The 20,224-nt window shown below is 69.6% G+C and carries 23 protein-coding genes and 1 pseudogene; 12 read left to right on the top strand and 12 right to left on the bottom strand.

Annotation, left to right across the window (positions count from 1 at the left end; all coding sequences use genetic code 11):
• Nucleotides 1-61: 61 nt before the first annotated feature.
• The 5 genes and pseudogenes from ACGFMM_RS24100 to ACGFMM_RS24080 all read left to right on the top strand — a co-directional run.
• Nucleotides 62-211, top strand: a pseudogene (locus ACGFMM_RS24100) (IS5/IS1182 family transposase); the annotation flags it as partial.
• Nucleotides 212-259: 48 nt separating this feature from the next.
• Complete coding sequence (locus tag ACGFMM_RS24095) at nucleotides 260-1,480, top strand: RNA-guided endonuclease InsQ/TnpB family protein (RefSeq protein WP_393648488.1); 1,221 nt, start codon at nucleotides 260-262, stop codon at nucleotides 1,478-1,480.
• Nucleotides 1,481-1,586: 106 nt separating this feature from the next.
• Nucleotides 1,587-2,045, top strand: coding sequence for an isochorismatase family protein (locus ACGFMM_RS24090; protein WP_393648702.1), 459 nt, complete (start codon nucleotides 1,587-1,589; stop codon nucleotides 2,043-2,045).
• A gap of 763 nt (nucleotides 2,046-2,808) precedes the next feature.
• Nucleotides 2,809-3,576 (top strand): class I SAM-dependent DNA methyltransferase, encoded by a 768-nt coding sequence (locus tag ACGFMM_RS24085; RefSeq protein ID WP_393648487.1) that lies wholly within the window; start codon nucleotides 2,809-2,811, stop codon nucleotides 3,574-3,576.
• A gap of 75 nt (nucleotides 3,577-3,651) precedes the next feature.
• Nucleotides 3,652-4,011, top strand: coding sequence for a zinc ribbon domain-containing protein YjdM (locus ACGFMM_RS24080; RefSeq protein WP_393648486.1), 360 nt, complete (start codon nucleotides 3,652-3,654; stop codon nucleotides 4,009-4,011).
• Nucleotides 4,012-4,058: 47 nt separating this feature from the next.
• On the opposite strand, the gene ACGFMM_RS24075 is transcribed toward ACGFMM_RS24080, so the two are convergent.
• The 3 genes from ACGFMM_RS24075 to ACGFMM_RS24065 form a co-directional block, all read right to left on the bottom strand.
• A complete protein-coding gene (locus ACGFMM_RS24075; RefSeq protein ID WP_393648485.1) occupies nucleotides 4,059-4,472 on the bottom strand; it encodes a hypothetical protein in 414 nt (137 codons plus the stop codon).
• Nucleotides 4,473-4,609: 137 nt separating this feature from the next.
• A complete protein-coding gene (locus ACGFMM_RS24070; protein WP_393648484.1) occupies nucleotides 4,610-4,798 on the bottom strand; it encodes a hypothetical protein in 189 nt (62 codons plus the stop codon).
• 324 nt (nucleotides 4,799-5,122) lie between these two features.
• Nucleotides 5,123-6,349 carry an RNA-guided endonuclease InsQ/TnpB family protein gene (locus tag ACGFMM_RS24065; protein ID WP_393648483.1) on the bottom strand — a complete coding sequence of 409 codons (1,227 nt, stop codon included), beginning with the start codon at nucleotides 6,347-6,349 and terminating at the stop codon, nucleotides 5,123-5,125.
• Nucleotides 6,350-6,375: 26 nt separating this feature from the next.
• Between ACGFMM_RS24065 and tnpA the strand changes: the two genes are divergently transcribed.
• A complete protein-coding gene (gene tnpA, locus ACGFMM_RS24060) occupies nucleotides 6,376-6,792 on the top strand; it encodes an IS200/IS605 family transposase (RefSeq protein ID WP_393648482.1) in 417 nt (138 codons plus the stop codon).
• Between the two features lie 63 nt (nucleotides 6,793-6,855).
• Here the strand turns inward: tnpA and merB are convergent, their stop codons facing one another.
• From merB to ACGFMM_RS24045, 3 genes are all read right to left on the bottom strand, one after another.
• Entirely contained in the window at nucleotides 6,856-7,422 is a 567-nt protein-coding gene (gene merB / locus ACGFMM_RS24055) for an organomercurial lyase (protein ID WP_393648481.1), read from the bottom strand.
• 74 nt (nucleotides 7,423-7,496) lie between these two features.
• Entirely contained in the window at nucleotides 7,497-8,003 is a 507-nt protein-coding gene (locus ACGFMM_RS24050; RefSeq protein WP_393648480.1) for a hypothetical protein, read from the bottom strand.
• Nucleotides 8,004-8,125: 122 nt separating this feature from the next.
• Nucleotides 8,126-8,686, bottom strand: coding sequence for a TetR/AcrR family transcriptional regulator (locus tag ACGFMM_RS24045; protein ID WP_393648479.1), 561 nt, complete (start codon nucleotides 8,684-8,686; stop codon nucleotides 8,126-8,128).
• A 115-nt stretch (nucleotides 8,687-8,801) separates the two neighbouring features.
• On the opposite strand from ACGFMM_RS24045, the gene ACGFMM_RS24040 reads away from it, so the two are divergent.
• From ACGFMM_RS24040 to ACGFMM_RS24030, 3 genes are all read left to right on the top strand, one after another.
• On the top strand, nucleotides 8,802-9,731 hold the full coding sequence (locus ACGFMM_RS24040; protein ID WP_393648478.1) for an NAD(P)H-binding protein: 930 nt from the start codon (nucleotides 8,802-8,804) through the stop codon (nucleotides 9,729-9,731).
• Between the two features lie 81 nt (nucleotides 9,732-9,812).
• Entirely contained in the window at nucleotides 9,813-10,340 is a 528-nt protein-coding gene (locus ACGFMM_RS24035) for an NUDIX hydrolase family protein (protein ID WP_393648701.1), read from the top strand.
• 273 nt (nucleotides 10,341-10,613) lie between these two features.
• Entirely contained in the window at nucleotides 10,614-11,297 is a 684-nt protein-coding gene (locus ACGFMM_RS24030) for a carbonic anhydrase (RefSeq protein WP_393648700.1), read from the top strand.
• Nucleotides 11,298-11,299: 2 nt separating this feature from the next.
• Here ACGFMM_RS24030 and ACGFMM_RS24025 read toward each other — a convergent pair whose 3' ends face one another.
• Nucleotides 11,300-12,367: a DUF2235 domain-containing protein gene (locus tag ACGFMM_RS24025; protein WP_393648477.1), complete on the bottom strand. Its 1,068-nt coding sequence runs from the start codon at nucleotides 12,365-12,367 to the stop codon at nucleotides 11,300-11,302.
• A 153-nt stretch (nucleotides 12,368-12,520) separates the two neighbouring features.
• Here ACGFMM_RS24025 and ACGFMM_RS24020 point away from each other — a divergent pair, with 153 nt between their 5' ends.
• The 3 genes from ACGFMM_RS24020 to ACGFMM_RS24010 are packed head-to-tail and all read left to right on the top strand — an operon-like array spanning nucleotide 12,521 to nucleotide 16,103.
• The gene (locus tag ACGFMM_RS24020; protein ID WP_393648476.1) at nucleotides 12,521-13,735 is read left to right on the top strand and encodes a caspase family protein; all 1,215 of its coding nucleotides are present in this window, start codon (nucleotides 12,521-12,523) and stop codon (nucleotides 13,733-13,735) included.
• Nucleotides 13,732-15,063, top strand: coding sequence for a hypothetical protein (locus ACGFMM_RS24015; protein WP_393648475.1), 1,332 nt, complete (start codon nucleotides 13,732-13,734; stop codon nucleotides 15,061-15,063). Before ACGFMM_RS24020 ends, ACGFMM_RS24015 begins: the two co-directional genes overlap by 4 nt.
• Nucleotides 15,063-16,103: a ComEC/Rec2 family competence protein gene (locus ACGFMM_RS24010; protein WP_393648474.1), complete on the top strand. Its 1,041-nt coding sequence runs from the start codon at nucleotides 15,063-15,065 to the stop codon at nucleotides 16,101-16,103. The genes ACGFMM_RS24015 and ACGFMM_RS24010 overlap by 1 nt, the downstream gene beginning before the upstream one ends.
• Nucleotides 16,104-16,137: 34 nt before the next feature.
• On the opposite strand, the gene ACGFMM_RS24005 is transcribed toward ACGFMM_RS24010, so the two are convergent.
• From ACGFMM_RS24005 to ACGFMM_RS23985, 5 genes are all read right to left on the bottom strand, one after another.
• Complete coding sequence (locus ACGFMM_RS24005; protein WP_393648473.1) at nucleotides 16,138-17,769, bottom strand: ADP-ribosyltransferase domain-containing protein; 1,632 nt, start codon at nucleotides 17,767-17,769, stop codon at nucleotides 16,138-16,140.
• Between the two features lie 73 nt (nucleotides 17,770-17,842).
• Nucleotides 17,843-18,520, bottom strand: a complete 678-nt coding sequence (locus tag ACGFMM_RS24000) for a macro domain-containing protein (RefSeq protein WP_393648472.1) — start codon at nucleotides 18,518-18,520, stop codon at nucleotides 17,843-17,845.
• Between the two features lie 138 nt (nucleotides 18,521-18,658).
• Entirely contained in the window at nucleotides 18,659-19,069 is a 411-nt protein-coding gene (locus tag ACGFMM_RS23995) for a PPOX class F420-dependent oxidoreductase (RefSeq protein WP_393648471.1), read from the bottom strand.
• A 61-nt stretch (nucleotides 19,070-19,130) separates the two neighbouring features.
• A complete protein-coding gene (locus ACGFMM_RS23990; protein WP_393648470.1) occupies nucleotides 19,131-19,541 on the bottom strand; it encodes a DUF6069 family protein in 411 nt (136 codons plus the stop codon).
• Entirely contained in the window at nucleotides 19,538-20,149 is a 612-nt protein-coding gene (locus tag ACGFMM_RS23985) for a TetR/AcrR family transcriptional regulator (RefSeq protein ID WP_393648469.1), read from the bottom strand. Before ACGFMM_RS23985 ends, ACGFMM_RS23990 begins: the two co-directional genes overlap by 4 nt.
• Between the last annotated feature and the right edge of the window lie 75 nt (nucleotides 20,150-20,224).

Below are 20,224 nucleotides of genomic sequence, written 5' to 3'. Positions count from 1 at the left end.
GCGGATGACGCTGCAGGCGAGTTGGAGCAGGTCGAGGTGGAGGTCGGCTCGCATCTGCGCGGTCAACCGAGCACTGGCCCAGGTCCGAGCACCCGTCGAAAGCGGGATGGCGCGGGTGAAGCCCTGGCGCATCTCCCGTCGGTCCCGTGTAAGCCCCAACCGCATGACGTCAATCGCCGCAACCGTCCTCACCCTGGAAAGGCAGCGCTGAAAACGCTCAGTTGTAGGCATGAGACCAACCGTAACTATGATCACGATCATGCAGCTTCGCTACTCCTACCGGGTCTACCCGGACGCTCCTCAGCGCCGTGCGCTGGCCCAGGCGTTCGGGTGTGCTCGTGTGGTGTGGAACGACTGTCTGCGCGCCCGCAAGCAGGCATACGCGGCCGGTCTGCCGTTCGTGAAGTCGACGGATCTGTCGAAGCTGCACATCACCCAGGCCAAGCGCACCGAGGAACGGTCCTGGCTCTCCGACGTCTCGTCGGTGATCCTCCAGCAGTCCCTTCGGGACCTGGACACCGCCTACAAGAACTTCTTCGACGGCCTCAAGGGCAAGCGCCCCAGGATGGGTGCACCCCGGTTCAAATCGAAGAAGGACACCCGGCAGGCCATCCGCTTCAACACCAACGCGTTCTCCCTCCAGGACAACGGAACGGTGTATGTCGCCAAGGTCGGCAACGTCCGCGTGAAGTGGTCCCGCACACTCCCGGCCGCCCCGACCTCCATGACCCTGGTCAAGGACTCCTCGGGCCGGTACTTCATGAGCTTCGTCGTGGACACCGATCCCGACGTGCTGCCCGAGCTGGACGCCGAGACAGGCATCGACCTGGGTCTCGGGCACTTCGCGGTGCTAGCCGACGGAACCAAGGTCGACAGCCCCCGCTTCCTGCGGAGGGCTGAGAAGAAGCTCAAGAGAATGCAGAAGACCTTGAGCCGCAAGGCAAAGGGCAGCAACAACCGCGCCAAAGCGCGGGCCAAGGTCGCACGCCAGCACGCCCGTGTGGCGGACCGGCGACGCGATTGGCTGCACAAGCTCTCCACGGACCTGATCCGCGACAACCAAGCGGTCTACGTGGAAGACCTCGCAGTCAAGGGCCTGGCCCGCACCCGACTGGCCAAGTCCGTGCACGACGCGGGCTGGTCGATGTTCGTTGCGATGCTGGACTACAAGGCCGCCAAGCACGGCCGGCACTTCGGCAAGATCGGCCGGTTCGAGCCGACCTCTCAGGTCTGCTCGGCCTGCGGGGTCAAGGACGGCCCCAAGCCCCTGTCGGTCCGTGAGTGGGCCTGTCAGGAGTGCGGGACCGTCCACGACCGCGACGTCAACGCCGCACGCAACATCCTGGCGGCGGGACGCGCCGACAGGCTAAACGCCTCGCAGAGCGCAGGTAAGACCAGGGCGAAAGTCCCGGCACAGCGCGTTGAAGCAGGAAGCCACCGGAAGGGTCAGACGACCCCGTCCGGAATCCCCGTCCTTTAGGGCGGGGAGTACGTCAACTGTTGGTGCAGTTGGAGGAGGGGAGGGCAGGCTCGGGTCCTGGCCTACTATCGCCTCCGTGACCTCCGCGCTGATCCTCATAGACCTGATGCCGCGCATCATCGCCCTGCCCCTTGCTCCGCACTCCGGCGAAGAGGTACTGACGCGCTGCCGTCGGTTGGCTGAGGCGTTCAGGGCGAGCGATCGCCCGGTGGTGCTGGTTCGAGTGGAGAGGCCGAACACGACCGAGCAGCCGCCAGGCAGCGGCTTCGCCGACGGTCTGGTCCAGCCCAGCGATGTTGTGGTCGTCAAGCGCACCGTCGGGGCATTCCATGGCACCGACCTGCACGACCAGTTGCGCAACCTGGGCGTGGACACGCTGGTGCTCGCCGGGCTGGTTACCACGATGGGGGTCGAATCCACCGCGCGGGCCGCGAGCGACCACGGCTACGAGATGGAGTTCGTCGCCGACGCGATGTCCGGTTTCGCTGCCGACGAGCACGACTTCACCGTGGAGAAGACCTTTCCCCGGTTCGGTGAAGTGCGTAACACGGCGGCCTACACCTGAATCAGTGGTGGTGTCGTTGACCGACTCGATCAGCTGCCGGACCTTCTTGGGCATCGGCTCGCCGTAGCGCTTCTTCTCGCGCTTGCGCGAGGGCCGCAGGACCTCGGTGCCGAACTCGGCAAGGTCCTTCTCTACGGCCTTCGAGGCGAAGCCCTTGTCGGAGATGAGCAGGACGCCCTCGCGCCTGGCGACCAGGTCGGCGTCGACTTCGAGCATCGCGGCCGGGGCCTCGCGCTCGCCGATCTTCGGGTTGGCCAGCGCCCACAGGATCGGCATGCCGGTCGGCGTGCACACCAGGTACAGCCGCAGGCCCCAGAAGAACCGGGAGTGGGCGGCGCAGTAGCCGTAGCCGGCCCAGCCCGCCATATCTCGAACGCTGGACGATGGGGCGCGGCATGCCGCACGGCACCGGCGTGGAGTCGGTCATCCACACGGTGTCGGTCCAGAAGTCGCTGTCCGTGGCCAGCTTCCGGATCAGGCACTTGACCAGCGGAAACGCCGCACGCAGGCGCTTGCTGTACGCCGATTGCTGCGGTACGGAGTCGCTGAGAAGGGGAGGTCGTCCCGTCCACCGCGTTCCTCCGATCTCGTCGTCGATCTTCACGTAGCGTGCGGTCAAGAGGGTCTCAAGGTCTGTCGTCACAAACGGATCATTGAGACCCTCGCTCCTTTTGCGGGGCCGAACTTGGGACTTGCCCCTCCAGGAGGCGCAGGAGAGAAACGCGTCGACAGCACCCCTCCACGCCCGGCAGAGTGGCCGCCCGTGACGAGCAGCGAACTGTGGACCCGTGACACCGCCGAGCGCTACGACGCCGAGGAGACCACGATGTCCTCGGCCGCCGTCCTCGGGCCGACTCTCGACTTCCTCGCCGAACTCGCCTGCGACGGGCGGGCGTTGGAGTTCGCCATCGGTACGGGACGAGTGGGCGTCCCGCTCCGGGAGCGGGGCGTGCCGGTCGTGGGCATCGAACTGTCCGAGCACATGGCAGCCGTACTGCGGCGCAAGGTCGACGGGAACACGCTCCCGGTGGCCATCGGGGACATGGCCACGACCGTCGTCCCCGGAGAGTTCACCCTGGTCTACCTCGTCTACAACACCATCACGAACCTGCTCACGCAGGACGAGCAGGTCGCGTGCTTCCGCAACGCCGCGCGTCACCTGCGGCCCGGCGGCCGGTTCGTCATCGAGCTGGGTGTGCCACCGCTGCGGTTCCTGCCGCCCGGGCAGGTCGCGGTGCCGTTCGACGTCTCCGAGCGGCATCTCGGCTTCGACACGTTCGACCTGGTCGAGCAGATCCTCGTCTCGCACCACCTCACCCGCGACGACGGCGAAGGCGACAGCGACGGACACGGTGAGGACGGCCGCTACCGCCGCAGCAGCTCCCGGCACCGGTACGCCTGGCCGGCCGAACTCGACCTGATGGCGCGGCTCGCCGGGCTCGAGCCGGAACGTCGTGTCGCGGACTGGCACGGGGCCCCGTTCGCCCAGGACTCCAGGAAACACATCTCGGTGTGGCGCAAGCCCGAGTAGGGCCCGGCCTCGACTACGGCTGAGCAGGCCTTCTGCGGCTGAGCGGGGCTGCGGGCAGCGACGTAGACTCGCGGCGTGAACGAGAATCTTCCCCCTTGTCCCGAGTGTTCCAGCGCCTACACGTACGAGATGGGTGCGCTGCTGGTGTGTCCCGAGTGCGGGCACGAGTGGTCCGCGGCCCCTGCAGCCGCCGCCTCGGAGAGCGGGAGCGGCGAGAAGGTGATCAAGGACTCCGTCGGCAACGTCCTGGCCGACGGGGACACGGTCACCGTGGTGAAGACCCTGAAGGTGAAGGGCAGCCCCACCGGAATCAAGGCCGGCACCAAGGTGCGCAACATCCGGCTCGTGGACGGTGTCGACGGCCATGACATCGACTGCAAGGTCGACGGCTTCGGACCGATGCAGCTCAAGTCCAGCGTGGTGAAGAAGGCCTGATCGCGGCCTGACCGCCTCCTGATCGCCGCCCGACTCCGGCTGACCGTCTAATCTCCGGTCAGAATGCAGTGGGGATCGTCGTTGTCTTCGTCGCCCACGCGGGTCCAGAGCATCAGAGTCCGTCCATGCCGCAGAGCACTGAAGACGCCTTCCACGTCTTCCCCCTCGGAGCCTTTGGTGGCGAACGTCAACTGGACGTCGGTCCCTGTCTTGCCGAATGCGCCTTTCCAGGTGCCTGATCCTGATCGGGGTTCCGTCCACTCCCAGGCCGAGACGCCCATCCAGTCGCCGCATACGTTGTCGGCGGTGAAGGTTCCGTCCGGCTTCATTGCCAGGGTGCCGCCGTCGGCGTCGGTCCACGTGGTCGTGAGTTCGGCCGGCTTCAGCACGACGGATTCGCCCTCGGGCGGCGGCCGGTTCCAGATCCTGCCGCAGGCCGCCGTAGTGAGTGCGAGAGCCATGGCGAGGAGGACCAGCGGGGTCCGGCAGGAACGCACGCGCTCCACCTCCAGCGGTTTCTCCGGGTCGCGTGCGCGACCTGGAAGATCAAGGACGTGTTCCGCAGCCTGGCACAGAATTTGAACACGTTCAAGTCGGATCAGGCCATGGGGCGGTGGGCGCGGAGTAGCCGGACCCCCTTCGTGGTGTAGACGGCCGCCATGAGCGCGACGCCGGCGAGAGAGAGCCAGAACCAGGATTCCGTCAGCACGAGACTCAGCGGCAGGGCGCCGAACAACAGCAGTGCGCCCTGGGTCTCCAGCAGGTCGAGACGCGCTTTGGAACGCACTACGGGGTCTGGAGCGCCCAGCCTGCGGATCAGGGGGACGAGGGAGAGAGCCTGCAGAACGGCCAGGCCAACAGCGGTCCAGAGACACCAGTCGGGTATGACCACGGCGCGCACTGTACCGCCCTGCCCGCCCTGCCGCAGCCGGCTCGGGGACAGCGCCGGCGGCTACGCGTGAACGCCGGTCCCGTGAGCCCGGTCCTCGATCCTCTCCCCGGCGAACAGGCTCAGTCCGGCAGGCCCCAGAACGCGCCGTGCAGGCCGACCTCGGCGAAGTAGGCACCGGCTGAGGCAGGGTCGCGACGGGTTTGACTTCCGCTCCTCTCCCTAAAGGGAGGGGATTCCTACCACGGTCGCCTGACCGTCTCGGTGGGTTCCTGCTTCTTCGCGCTGCGCCGGAATCGCTCCCGGTCTTACCCGCGCTCGACAGGCTGACACGGCCAGTCCGGCCGCCTTGGCGACGTTGACCGCCGCGTTGATGTCCCGGTCGAGGACGGCCCCGCACGCCCCGCACTCCCACGTGCGGATGTTCAGGGGCTTGGGGCCGTCCTTGACGCCGCACTGGGAGCACACCTGAGATGTGGGCTCGAAGCGGCCGATGCGGTGGAAGGTGCGTCCGTACCGGGCGGCCTTGTACTCCAGCATCGACACGAACGCCGACCACCCGGCGTCGTGCACGGACTTGGCCATGCGCGTACGGGCAAGCCCCTTGACCGCCAGGCCCTCAACGGCAACCGCTTGGTTCTCACGGATGATCTTCGTTGAGAGCTGGTGGTGGAACTCGCGCCGCGCATCAGCCACCCGGCCGTGGGCGCGGGCGACCTTGATACGGGCCGTGTCCCGATTCTTGCTGCCCTTCGCCTTCCGGCTCAGGTTCTGCTGCGCCTTCTTGAGCCGCTTCTCAGCGCGACGCAGGAAGCGGGGGCTGCCGATCTTCGTGCCGTCCGAAAGGATCGCGAAGTGCGACAGCCCCAGGTCGATGCCCACGGCAGCCTCCGTCTCCGGCATCCGGGCAAGGTCGGTGGCCAGGTCGCTCTCCACGATGAAGGCAGCGAAGCACCTTCCTGCGGCGTCCTTGACCACGGTCACCGTGGACGGCACGGACGGCAGGGTGCGGGACCACTTCACCCGCACGTCCCCGATCTTCGGGAGCGACAGGTCCCCGCCCGGCGTGATCTTCCACCGGGCGTTCGTCGTGAAGCGGATAGCCTGCCGGTTGTCCTTCCGGCTCTTGAACCGGGGCGCTCCCATGCGGGGGCGCTTGCCCTTGAGCCCGTCGAAGAAGTTCCGGTAGGCGGTGTCCAGGTCCCGCAACGACTGCTGGAGGATCACTGCGGATACCTCGCCGAGCCATTCGCGCTCGGGGGTCTTCTTCGCTTCGGTGAGCTGCTTTCCCAGGGTGGCGGAAGAGACGAACGGCAGCCCGGCGGCACGGGCGGTCTCGCGGACGCGAAGCGCGTCGTTGAAGACGACCCGAGCGCACCCGAAGGCCCTGGCCAGCGCCGAGCGCTGCGGACCGTTCGGGTACATCCGGAAGGAGTACCTGAGCCGCATGTTCATGATCGTACGACAGTTGGTTTATGGCTGAGTATCAGAACATCCGTACGGGCAGGCACTGCGCATTCGTCATGCACGCGCACTTGGTTTTCGTGACGAAGTACCGGCACAACGTCTTCACCGACGCCCACTTGAAGCGCATGGAGGAGATCATGCGCAGCGTCTGCGAGGACTTCGAGACAGAGCTGGTCGAGTTCAAGGGCGAAACCAACCATGTGCATCCGCTGGTGAACTTCCCGCCCAAGGTCGCCGTGTCCAAGCTGGTCAACAGCCTGAAGGGCGTCAGCTCGCGCAGGCTCCGTCAGGAGTACCCAGAGCTGGTCCGGCACTACTGGCGGGCGCAACGGCTCTGGTCCGGCTCGTACTTCGCCGGATCGGTCGGCGGGGCTCCACTGTCGATCGTCCGTCAGTACATCGAGCAGCAGAACCGTCCGCTCTGACCTGCGGGTCAGAGCAGCACTGAGAATCGCTTCACCTCCCCCATAAACGGGGAAGCACTGCGATTAGTCCCGGTAGCCGCGTTCCTGGCCTGTCTGTCGCAGCCAGGTGTCGACACAGTCGGTGGAGCAGAACAGGCGCTGGTTGCCGCAGGTGCGCACGACGTCGTCCCAGGCCCGGCTCATGGGGGTGAGGAAGTGGGCCACTTGGTCGCCCTTCGGCGGTTCCTCCCGGCCGACCACGCAGGCGTGCGGGGTGTCGCAGGCCGGGCAGCGGGTGGCGACCAGGACGTCGGGCTCGTCGCGGAGCAGGTGGGGCAGCGCGAACGAGTCCCAGGCGCAGCCGCCCCACCACAGGGTGTGTGCACCCATGAGGGAGAAGCCGAGCGGGACGGCGGCGAAGGGATGGGCCATCACGACGCGGTCGTGGTCCTGTGGGTCCAGGACCACGTCGTGGCTTGCGTGGAGGGCGCGCAGTTCCTGACGCACCTGGTCGGGGGCGAGTACGGTGAGCGCGGCGAGTTCCGCCACGCCGGGAGCACGTCCCGTACGCGCGAATCCGTGGTAGACGGCCAGGCGGACCCTCTCCGTGTCGTCTAGGTTCATCGGTGTGGTCGAGGCGTTCTCGGTCATTCCTGCACTTCCTTCGGTCCGTTCGTTTCGTTCGGTTCGTCCCTTCACCCGATGGTTCACCCGCGCCTACGGCGTCAACCCGCCGCGTACCGCATGGCGTGACGCACCGCCGTCGAGCGCCGGGTGAAGTCCATGTGCCAGTTGGTGATCCAGGTCTGCCCGTCGTCGAGGGAGAACGCCTGCTCCCAGTGAGCACGGTCGGCGGTGATGCCGGACCAGATGAAGCGCACCTTGACCTTGCGGCCGTCGTGCTCGTCGTCGCCTACGAAGACCCCGGTGCCGTCCGGGCCGAAGGCGCCGGTGACGGGTGGGAAGAGTGTGCCGGTGCGCCGGCTGGCCCAGTACAGCGACCACTGTGCGGTGGCCGGGTTGAACAGGCGCAGCGTCAGCCCGGAGAAGCCCTTCGTCGGGAACTCGATCTCGTCGAAGCTGGCGGCACCGTCGAAGTGGCAGGAGCCGCGAGTGACAGCGGGGAATTCCTCCCAGCGGTCGTCGCCCTCGGTCGGGTCGAGGAAGTCCTTGCGCCAGCGGTTTGCCACGTCGTAGGTGCCGGTGAGGAACGTGAAGTCATGGGTCGTCATGCCGCCGACGCTATGAGGGGTCTCCTGACAACGAGTGTCAGGAGATATCGATGAAGGCTGGACGCCGGCCTGTCGCGCGCGGCCGCACTCGCCCACGGGCGCGACCACCCGCCGGCGGAGGCCTACTCGGTGTACTCCGACAAGGTCGTGGCGACGCGGCGCAGAACGTCGGCGTTCCTGGCGGCGCGGGCGAGCAGGAGGGCGCCTTCGAAGGCGGTGACCGCCAGTTCGGCGCGGGACTCGGCGGCGGAGGCGGGGCGGCCGCGGCGGACCATGTGGTCGGCGAGCAGCTGGGTCCAGGCTCGGTAGGTGGCCGAGCACACGGCGCTGATCTCGTCGTTGTCGGCGGCCAGCTCCAGCGTGGCCGTGCTCACCGGGCAGCCGAGGCGGAAGCCGCTGCCTTCCAGGTCCGTGGCGAGGGCCTCGGCGAACAGGGTCAGCGCCGTCGCCTCATCGAGGTCCTCGGCGAGCAGGGCGCGCAGTTGCTCGGTCACCCGGTCGGACTCGAAGCGCAGCGCCTCCACGACGAGCTGGTCCTTGCCCCGCGGGAAGTGGTGGTACAGCGATCCGCGCGGCGCCGATGCCGCGGCGAGCACGGTGAGGACGCCCGTGCCGGTCACTCCGCGCTCCCGGAACAGGCGGGCGGCGGCGCTGATGATGCGGTCGCGGGTGTTCGTTGCCACGCCATCGATTCTACCGTGACACGCTAGACTGGTCTGCATAACTCTGACGCCTCGTGCGCCGGGTCACGGTCGTCATCACCAACTGATCCACCCGAGGAACGGAGTGAACGGTCCCATGACAGAACTGCACGTGGTCCTGGGCGCGGGCGGCGGTATCGGCGGGACGATCGTCCGCACGCTGGCCGACGCGGGCCGGCCGGTGCGCGCTCTGGCCCGCCGGCCGCTCGACCTGCCCGCGGGTGTCGAGCAGCGGCAGGTGGATCTCGGTGACAGCGAGGCCACCGCCGCCGCCCTCGACGGAGCGGCCGTGGTGTACCACTGCGCGATGCCGTCGTACCACCGCTGGCCCCAGGAGTTCCCTCCCCTGACCCGCGCCGTCGCCGACGCGACAGCGCGCGTCGGGGCCGGTCTCGTCGTGGCCGACAACCTGTACGCGGCACCGGGCGACGGCCGGCCCATCAGTGAGACGGACGCGCCCGTCGTCCACGGTCCCAAGTCGCGCACCCGCACGGCCATGCGGGACGAGCTGCTGGCGCGTGACGACCTCCGTGTCACCTTCGGCCGGGGCGCCGACTACTACGGCCCAGGGCCACGCGGGTTGAACTCGGTCCCCGGGAACACCATGTTCGCGCGGGCCGTGGCCGGCAGTCGCATGCTCTGGCCGGGCAAGCTCGACGTACCGCACGCCCTGCACTACCTGCCGGATCTCGCGCGGGCGCTGGTGATGCTGGGCGACAGCCAGGCGTCGTGGGGGCGGGCGTGGAACCTTCCCTCTCCCGAGCCGCTGACGGGCCGGCAGTACGCCGCCGCGGCGGCTCTCGGCGGCCCCGCCCGGGTGAGCGCCGTCCCCAAGCTCGCCCTGCGGGCCGCAGGTCTGTTCGACGTCCAGGCGCGGGAGGTCATGGAGATCTTCTGGCAGTTCGACCGGCCGTTCCTGATCGACGCCGGCGCGTTCGAGAGCCACATCGGACAGCTCGCCCTGACGCCCCATCCCGAAGCGGTGGCCCGGACCATCGCCGATCACCGGCGCACCACGACCACCTAGCAGCGCACTCCCACCCGGGTGGCAGACACGGGAGCCGCTCTGCGGGGGCGGCGCGGAAAGTATCATCAAGTGATGTCTGACATGACTGAGACCACGCCCGGGTGGCTGACCACGGACGAGCTCGACGCGGCCAGGGCCCGGATGCCGATCCTGTACGTCGAGGCCGTGCCCGTGCGCGTGGACGAGAGCGGCGAAGTCACCAGTATCGGCTTGCTCCTGCGGATCGACTCGGACGGGGCGATCAGCCGGACTCTGGTGTCCGGACGGGTCATGCACCACGAGCGGGTGCGTGACGCGTTGCTGCGGCACCTGGAGAAGGACCTCGGGCCGGTGGCGCTGCCCCGTGTGCCGGCGTCGCTGCAGCCCTTCACGGTCGCCGAGTACTTCCCCACGGCCGGGATCACGCCGTTCCACGACCCTCGCCAGCACGCGGTGTCGCTGGCGTACATCGTGCCGGTGGCCGGGGACTGCCGTCCGCGGCAGGACGCCCTGGACCTGGTGTGGTTCAGCCCGCAGGAAGCGGCCTCGCCGACCGTGCAGAACGAGATGCCGGGCGGGCAGGGGCTGCTGCTGAAGCAGGCGCTGGCTCATGTCGGGCTCACCTACTGACGGGCGCCGCCCCCGCACGCATGACCTCTCACGGCACCTGACAGCTCGTCGGCTGCGGGTGCCGCGGGAGTCGGCGCGGGACGGGGACGTCGTATTCGTTCAAGAGTGGTCAAAAATGAGCTGCGTGTTCGGTAATCCCGGTCGATGGCGTGCCCGTTCGGCGCCTACCTTCCTCGCGTGACTCTCACTTCCGACACTTCCACACCGTTCTTATCCGACGACCGCGGTCCCGCCCCGGCTCGGCAGGGCGCCTCGACCTCGCGCCGCAACGTCCTGCGCGCCGCGGTCACCGGCACCGCCGTCACCGCCGGCGCGTGGGTGCTCGACGTCCCCGGCGCGGCCGCCGTGCCCGCGACGGCCGACCGGCGCCGGCCCGCCACTCCGGAGGCCGCGCTGCGGGCGCTGGAATCCGGCAACCGGCGCTGGCGCACCTTCCGCGAGCGGCACCCGCACGAGACGCGCGCCGTCCGGCGCGAGCTGGTCTCCGGCCAGCATCCGTTCGCCGTCGTCCTCGGCTGCATCGACTCCCGCGTGCCGCCCGAGCTGGTCTTCGACCAGGGTCTCGGCGACCTGATGACCGTACGCTCCGCGGGCGAGGTCCTGGACGAGGCGGTACTGGGAAGCGTGGCGTACGGGGTCCTGGAGCTCGGCATACCGCTCGTCATGGTGCTCGGGCACCAGTCGTGCGGCGCCGTGGCGGCGGCGGTCCACGCGGAGGAGTCGGGCGAGGAACTGCCCGCGCACATCCGGTACATCGCCGACCAGATCAAGCCCGCCATAGACCACTCGGTCGAGGGGGCCGCGCGCATCGACGCGACCGTTTCCGCGCAGGTGCGGCTCGTACGCTCACGGCTCGCCGCGGACGCCGATCTCGCCGCCAGGATCGCGGCGGGCCGGCTGGCGATCGTCGGCGCCCGGTACGAACTGACCAGCCAGCTCGTGCACCGCGTCGACTGACGCTACGCGTGGGGGCTCGGGCTGAGCCATGTCCGGTCCGTCCAGGTCACGTCGGCCGGGAGGCGTTCGGCGTAGGACGGGTCGGATTCGGTGCGGAGGCGGACGCTCTCGTGGACGCGGGCTTTCGCCGGGACGCGTCGCCGGCGGTAGGTGAGCAGGGCCCAGACGCGGCCCATGCGGTGGACCTTGCCCAGTGCGTGGTCGGGGGCCAGCGTGAGGTGCTTGACGTAGGCGCCGGGTTTCAGGAGGAGCCCGGATTCCAGGGCGCCGTCGACGATCCACTTGAGCGCCACGGCGGGGAGTCGCGGGTCGTCGTCGAAGGTGCCGCCCACGTCGGAGTGGACCCCGGCGAACCACGCCTCGTCGATCAGCGGGCCACGGACCGAGGGGCCAGGCTCCTTCGGCGGCAGTACGAGGTACTCCTCGTACGGTCGCCGCTTCTCGTCGATGGAGACGGCGTGGCGGACGCGCGCCACGTTGGGGATCCGGCGGGTGAAGAGCCAGCGCAGGTTCCAGCGCAGTAGGCCTGCGGCCTTCACCGAGTCCCACAGGCCCATGAACGCGACGGGAATCCCGGTGCGTTCGTCGACCTTGCGGCTGAACGCGTCGGCGAACTGGTGGAGTTGCTTCCAGTCGTCGTCCGTCCATGTCCGGTTCTTGGCGTAGACGGCGATGGCGTACGGGACGAGGTTCTCCGAGCCCGGGCGGAGCAGCCCGACGGACTTCAGCAGCCCGGCGAGCGCCCTCGCCGTGTACGCGCCGCGGCTGAAGCCGTAGATGTGGATGCGGTCGCCGGGTTCGTAATGCTGCATCAGGTACGTGTACGCCTCGGCGAGGTTCTGTTTGAGGCCGGCGCCGAAGGCGAGGCCGAGGAGCTTGGAGAGCTTGCGCGAGGGTGCCGTCCACGCTCCGGCCGCGGAGAAGGTGCCGACGCCGGGGTCGTAGTAGGCGATCTGCGCGGTCGGGTCGTGAAGGTCGAGCATCTCGTACAGCCTGACGACGTTCGTGTTGCCGCGGGCCTTGAGCTGATTGCCCGTCCCGTCCAGGCACATCACGATGTTCTTCCCCATCAGGGCCTCCGGGTCTCCGGACTTCCGGCGGACACATATCTTCCGAGGGGCACATACCAGAGCAATTCCTATAATAGTGGTGAATCCTCCCGGTCTCCCCTCGGCAGCCTCCTCTCGGCCCGCCCCTTCTGTCACGCGGAGGTATCCGGTTCCATGGACCGTTTCACCGTGCACCTGGATGAGGACGCTGGGCCCTCGTCCACCCACGCCCTGGTCATCGGCGTCGGCGCGTACGCGCACCTGGGCGGCGGGGTCGCTCCCACCGACCACCCCGGCGCCACCGGGATGCGGCAGCTGTCCTCGCCGCCGCTCTCGGCGCGCGCGTTCGCCCGCTGGATGATCGAGCGGTACCACGACGCCAGCCGCCCGTTGGGCAGCCTCGCACTGCTCCTGAGCGAGACCGAGCCCGCGCCCTTCGCCCACCCCGGCACGGGCGCGCAGCACGATGTGGAGGCCGCGACGATCGACAACATCGTGGCCGCCGTGACGGAGTGGAAGGAACGCGGCGACCACGACGAGGCGCGGCTGGTGTTCTACTTCTGCGGTCACGGCGTCTCGCTGGGCTTCGACACCTCCCTCCTCGCCGCGGACATGTTCGCCGACCGCAACAGCCCCCTGAACGGCGCGCTCCACTTCGAGGCCCTGGCCCGGGGGCTCAACAGCTGCCGCGCCGGACAGCAGGTGTTCTTCGTGGACGCCTGCCGGGCCGGCTCCGACGCGCTCGTCAGGCAGGTGGGGCAGGACACCCTCGGACGGGTGCCGCTCGCCGGGAACCTGCGGCCCGACGGGTTCGTGGCGCGTGAACACGCCGTCTACTTCGCGACGTTGCACGGCGAGGAGGCCTTCGCCCGCGCGGGCGGTGTCAGCCTGTTCACCGACGCGATGCTGCACAGCTTCGACGGCGCGGGCAGCGAGAACACCGAGGGCCGCGTGTGGCGGGTGACCACCGGCACGCTGATGCACGCGATCAGCCGCTTCATGCGGGAGCCGCCCTTCGCGGGCGTGCTCGCGGGAGGCGCGGTGCCGGTGAGCCCGGAGTCGTTCGACTTCGACTTCCACGAGCTGCGGGGCGACCCGGTCGTCCCGGTGTACATCGGCTGTCGGCCGCGGGAGGACAACGCGCTCGCCGAGTTCGTCTGCCGGCCTTCCCGACCGGCGGAGAACGGACCCGTGCCGGACGGGCACGCGGAGCAGCGGCGTGCGCCGCTCGCTGCCGGGCCGGGGGACGAACCCGATCTGGGCGAATGGGCGCTCTTCCTGCCCTTCGGGCGGTACGAGGTGGAGGCCGTCCTCGGCCCCGCGGACGTACGCCGTCAGGAACTCGACGCCCGGCCGCCGCTGTTCCGCGTGGGATTGGCCCGGCCATGACCAGCGCCGCACTCGCCGTCAGGCTCTTCCTCTCCTCCGCCGGGGAGTCCAACGACGCCGTGATCGTCGGCGACATCCACCCGGCAGACCTCACCGGCGACACACTGCGCAGCATCCTGATCCCCTGCGGTACGGCCCCGCAGCCCGCGTCGTACCCGGTGACGCCGGGGCGCTACGTCGTGTCGGCGACCCTGCCGTCCGGAATGGTGCTGACGGAGGACGCCGTGGCGGAGGAGGGCCGGGAGACCGCCGTGGACTTCGTCATGACGGACTCGCCGTACGAGACGCACTCCTGGCAGTACCTCATGGGCAACATCGAGCCGGAGAGCGTGTACCGGAGCTCCACCACGGTCCCGCTCGCGGAGTCCGTCGCCTCCCGCTCCATGGTCGCGCCCGCCGTCGGGCCGGACGGGGCCCTGGCCGAGACGCCGTTCGCCGACCCGGGGCCGCACGCCACGTGGATCGGCGACGCCCCGCCGGAAAGCTGGTCCTTCGCCTCGGTGCTGGGCCTGGACAACGATGTGGGCGCGCTGGGGCGGTTCGTCGCGGAGGGCGGGCCGCTGGTGCTGCCCGCGCCGGACGTGGCCGGGGAGTCGGTGACGCCGCTGTACCGGTTCGGCCCGGGCGGTCCGGTCGGGGCCCCGGGCTCGCCGTCCGGCCGGCGGCAGTTCCTGGTGGTGGAGGCCGCCGGGGCGGTACGCCTCGTCACCCTGCCGCTGCCGTGGGGCCCGCACGAGGTCGAGGTGCTGGTCAACCTGCGGCAGAGCCCGACGGGGAGCGCGGTCGCCGTGACGGTCCGCGACCCGGTGCGCGGTGCGGGGCTCGCATACATGGCGCAGGGCGCGCTGGACACGGCGGCACGGCTGTTCACGGACGTCGAGGCGATGCTGTACTCGAAGGTCCAGAACCCGCTCGCGGCGGCGGCCGGGGCGTACGTCCTCATCGGCACGGACCACTCCGCGGCGGAGACGTACTGGGATCCCTGGCTGGAGCGGCTGGCCGAGGACTTCCCGTGGCTCGCCGACGGAGCGATCCTGCGCTCCGTACGACTGCTGCGGCGGGTCGCGGCGGCCGGACGGCCGGGGGCCGGGGCTCGGGAATTCGCCCGGGACCAGGCCCGCGAACAGGCCCGGGCGGGGCTGATCAAGGCCGTCGACCGCGGCATCCCGTACTACACGCTCGGACTCGCCTGGCTCGTGGAAGGGCTGTCCGCCTTCCCCGACGACGCCGAGTGCGCGCTCCGGCTCGACCAGGTACGCCGGCTGTCCTGGCTGGCGGACATGCGCGAACCGTTCCTGATCCTCGACCTGCGGCAAAGGAGTGCGTGATGCTCCGGCTCACGATGCTGCCCGCGGAGGACGGCGACTGCCTGCTCCTCGAATACGGCAACGACGGGTTCACCCGGCGCGTCCTCGTCGACGGCGGCCGGCGCGGCACCTACCGGCGGATCAAACCGCTGCTCGCCGAACTGGACGGTCCGATCGACGTCCTGGTGGTGACCCACGTCGACCAGGACCACATCCTCGGGGTGCTGGCGCTGCTCGACGACCCCGACCGGCCGGTGGACATCGGGGACGTGTGGTTCAACGGCTTCGACCATCTCCACGACCGTGAGATCTTCGGGGCGGTGGACGGAGAACTGCTCACCTCCGCGCTGATCGATCAGCAACTCCCGTGGAACGCGGCGTTCGACGGCCGCAGCGTCGAGATCGGTCATGACCTGACCTGGTTCGACGACGGTTCCACGATGGAGGTGCTGGCGCCCGACCGCCGACTCCTTGAATCCCTGATCGGCGAGTGGAAGGCCAAGTGCGAACAGTCCGGGCTGATCCCCGGCGTGGACCCGGTGGAGCGGGAAGCCGTGCCCGGGATCGAGCGTTTCGGCGCGATCGACGTGGACGAGCTGGCCGCCGCTCCGTTCAAACGGGACGGCTCCCCCACCAATCCGACCAGCATCGGTCTGCTCTTCGAGTTCGACGGCACACGGATCGTCCTGACCGGAGACGCGGACGATCCGCGGCTCGTCGCCTCGCTCAGGCCGCGGGCCGAGGCCGAGGGCGGGCGGCTGCACGTGGACGCGCTGAAGGTCGCCCACCACGGCAGCGCCAAGAACCTGTCGAACGACCTCCTCGGCCTCCTCGACTGCGGCCGCTATCTGATCTCCACCAACGGGAAGGTCCACGGCCATCCGGACGACATCGCCATCGCCCGGATCCTCAAACACGGCGGAGAGAGCAAGGAGCTGGTCTTCAACTACCGTGAGCGGGCCGCGAACTGGGACGTGGAGGGCTTGCAGGAACAGTTCGGCTACCGCGTCTCGGCACCCGCCGGGGACGCCGAGGACGGGTTCGTCACGGTGGAGTTCTGAGCGGGGACCCCACCCCCTGGGGCCGGCGCCGGGGTCAGGAGACGACGGGCTCGGCCGTCTCCACCTCGGACAGCTTGACCGTGCACAGACCGCCGCGTTCGGTCGTCACGTCGGTCACCTTGAGCTGGGTGCCCGGCGCGAGGATGTACTCCTCCTCCCCGGTGAACGCGGAGAAGCTGCGGATCCCGACCGCCCGCGCGGGGGTGACCTCGAAGAGGGTGCGCTTGCCGCGGCTGCCCAGGAAGGCCCGGGCGACGTTCAGTTCGGAAGTGCACGAGGACACGCCCCACCAGGTGACCGTCTCCCCCAGCGGGTACTGCCTGCGCAGGTCCAGCGCCACACCGCGCCACAGCGGCTCGGTGCGCGCGGGGAGTCCCGAGACCGCCGAGAACAGCAGGCGCAGGTACGGGATGTAGGGCACGACCTTGCTGCGGTCCGGGGAGCGCAGTACGGCGTTGATGTCGCGGTAGAAGCCGGACTCGCAGGTGTAGAGGTAGAGCGCAGCGATCGCGTCGGCGGACAGGCCGCCTGCCGCCTCGTCCGCCCGCCGCTTGCCGAACTCGCGCGAGCGGTCGATGTGCCGGGCGAGCCCCGACAGCACCTGGGTGACCGGGGCGACCGCGTCGTCGAAGCCCATCAGCGGGGTGTCGAACACCCCGGTGATCGCGGGCAGGATCCGACCTTCGTCCTTGACGCTGGTCAGTCGCTCCAGATACAGCTGGTGCAGTTCCATCGTCGAGGCGATGAAGGCGCCCATGCGTGCCGCGACGTCCCCGTCCTCGCCGCCTGAACCCTCGCCGGCCGGCCCGTCGTTCCAGCCCTTGCTCGGCAGCCAGTCGATCTCGTCCGCGCCGAGCGACGCAAGGGCCGCGTTCACTGTGGCGAAGTGGTCGCCCTCGCAGAAGACGTCGCCCTGGGCGGCCGGGTTGACGTGGTCGATGTGCCGGACCTCGACGCCCGGGTACTTCTGCTCCAGCCGCTGGACGATCTTCTTCAGGCTGCGGGCGTGGGCGCCCCACCAGGCGAAGACGACGCCGCGGTCCTCCTCGTCGTCCGCGTTCTGCTTCGCCTTCAGGATCTCCTCGACGATCCGCTCGGCGACGGGCCGCCAGAACTGGGTGTGCCGGTCGGTGCCCATCGCGCCGTCGCCGCTGGCGGTGAGCGAGGCGTTGAGGAGCAGGACGCCCTGAGTGAGCATCGCCTGGAACCACTCCGGCGGCTGGACCGTCTCCCGCTCCTTCAGCAGGGCCCGGACGTCGGCTATGGGCGTCTTCTTGATGATGCCGTACTTCCACATCGCCGCCGCCTTGATGATGCAGCGGATGCTGACGACCCTGCCGAACTGGCTGTCCTTCCAGTCGTTGAAGGTGTTGTCGAACATGGCGATGCCGGTGGCGCTCTCCGGCCGCGGGTACGGGTTCTGGCCGAAGACCACGACCTTCCACTTGTGCGGCGGGTGGGGCTTGAGCGCCTGGAAGGTGAGCTCCCGGACCGGCACGACCTCCGGGCTGCGGCCCTGACCGATGAACTGCGCGGCGTCGGGCTGCGCCTCGATGGCCGGCTTGAGCAGCGGCAGCCAGGGTTCCCCGCCGCCCTTGAACAGTTCGGTGAGGGCCAGCGGGTCGTTCGGGTCGGGCTGCGGGGCCGTGGTGGTGGCGTCGCTCATGGGGGAAGGGCTCCCGGGGGTCGTACCGGTGGAGTGGGCGTCGGCGGCTGAGGCGATGGGCGTGGGGGCAGCGTCAGGGACGAAAGGAATGCCCTTTCGGCGGCATGATGCGCACCCGCTTCTCGACCGGCTCGTGCTCGATGCCGGCGAGCTGGGCGGTGATCGTGGTGCGCAGCCCGTCGTCGTCCTCGAACCAGTGGTCGTGGAAGAGCGTGTAACCGGTCCACATCAGGTTGGCGCAGACGCGGGCGGGCACCTGGCCGGTCTGCGCGCCCATGCCGACGAGCGCGACGGAGCGGATGCCGCCCGGCGTCTTCCGGTTCTGCCGGTGGATGGCCTGGAACGCGGCCGCGCAGGCCAGGGCCACGTTGAGCGTGGCGCTCACGTTCTGCGAGGACTGCACCATCGTCGGCGTCGATATCAGGTACCGCGGGATCCTCGCCCCGGACGGCACGCAGACCGCACTGCCCACGGGGAGGCTCCCGCCGAACCGGTCGCGGATCGCCCGCTGCACGCGGAGCTGGATGCCCGCGCCGAGGTACCGCTTGATGACGGCGTCGACGCCACCGTCCATCCGGCCCCGGGAGTTGGTGGGGGTGACCCAGGCGTCGACGTCCTCGTCGAGGATCGAGCCCCGCCGGATCTCGATCCCCGGCGTGTCGGCGAACGCCGCCCGCCACGCCTCCACGACGCCCTCGTTGACATCGGTCAGCACTACCCTGAGCGCGTTGTGCGCACGGCCCTCGGTCATCGTCCACTCCTGTCGGGAATCGGCCCTTCCAACACCCCCGACGCTATCGGCCACCACTGACAACGCCGGTCGAGGAGAGGGACGATGACCTGCCGTCACGCGGCGCCGGACGGCCGGACCGCCCGCGCCGCACGCCGCCTATCGCGCGGCCGTGCCCAACACCTTGGTCGGCTTGATCCGCACGGCCACCCGAACCACTTCCGGGGGCAGTTCGAGGTACTCCTGCCCCGCGCCCTCGCCTTCGTAGCTCTCCGCGAGCGCGACGGCGACCGCCCGGCCGTGATCCTCGGCGACCGTCGCCAACCCGCGTATCTCCGCGTAGTGGAGCGGGTCGGTGCGGTCGTAGACGGTGAGGCTGACGCGGGGGTCGGCCTGCATGTTCTTGATCTTGCGGCGGCCGTCCTGGCTGGAGATGAGCAGCTCGTCGCCCTCCCGCCCCACCCACACCACGGATGTCTGCGGCGAGCCGTCGGGCTGCGTCGTGGCCAGCACGGCCGGGTTCACATCGTCGAGCAGGGCACGGACCGCGTCGTTGAGTCGTATCGTCACGCGATCACGCTACGACCTGTGCATTCGTGTGGATGACGCGGGCTGTGCCCGGCGCCTTCGGTCACCCCCGGGCGGCACCGGCCCCCGCCCCCGAGGGCCTGCCACGCAGCCCCGGGATCAGCACCGCCGCCACTGCCAGGTGCATCAGAGCGAGGGAGACCCGGGTGCCGCCGCTCATGCCGCCGCCGAGCAACGGCAGGAAGGACACGACCAGTACGGCGCCGGCCAGTACGGTCCAGATGGCGTGGGCGTTCCCCACGCCGAACCGTTCCAGGGCGGCCAGCAGTCCCCAGCCGGAGAGCGACGCGAGCAGTGCGACGACCGCCGCGGGCACGGCGCCGATGTCGAGCGTCCGGTCGCCGTCGGAGATCCGCAGCGGGTGCCCCAGCAGCGGATCCGCTACCAGCCACACCAGGACGGGCGCCAGCACGGCCAGGGTCGTAATCCCGAATCGCCTCGTCCGCGCACTCACTTGGCACCCTCTGCGAGTGCCCCGTGCAGGAAGACCTCCGCCAGCTCCTGCGGCGTCAGGTCGGGCTCGTCGTCCGTGCGCGGCTGGGTGAAGAGCAGCCCGAAGAAGAGGGCCGCGATCTGCTCCGGCGGCCGGCGCAGGGCGGCCTTGTCGGGCTCCAGCAGCTCCACGAGGGCCGCGCGGATACGGGCAGTCGACTCGTCGCGGCCCGCGCCGCGCACCGTGCCGGGGTGCTTGCCGCCTCGATGCCCCAGCGAGCCGAGGATCGCGCCCATCCTGGACAGGTGCGCCTGCAGCGCCTCGGCCGCCTCTGCGAGCCGGTCGGACAGCGGTTGGGACAGATCGATCGCGTCGAGCTCGCGGACCGCGTGCTCGGGAGAGAGCGCCTCGGCCACGCAGGCCTGCAGCAGTTCGTCCTTGTCGGCGAAGACCCGGAAGATCGTGCCCTCGCCGATGCCCGCGGCACGGGCGATCTTCGCGGTCGTCACCGCGGCACCGTACTCGGCGATCAGCGGGATCGCGGTCTGGATGATCATTTCGCGGCGCCGCTCCGGCGACATGCCGGGCGCGCGACGGCGGGTGGTCTGGTTCTCCTTGGGTGCTGTCATGACTCCGAGAGTACGGAGTGAGTGCTCACTCCGTCAATGAGTGAGCACTCACTCCGGTCACTTTTCGTCCGGGGC

It is taken from the genome of Streptomyces sp. NPDC048604 (assembly GCF_043199435.1).
Taxonomy (GTDB): domain Bacteria; phylum Actinomycetota; class Actinomycetes; order Streptomycetales; family Streptomycetaceae; genus Streptomyces.
Note: the sequence above shows the minus strand (reverse complement) of the source record. Positions and strands in the feature narration are given on the sequence as shown.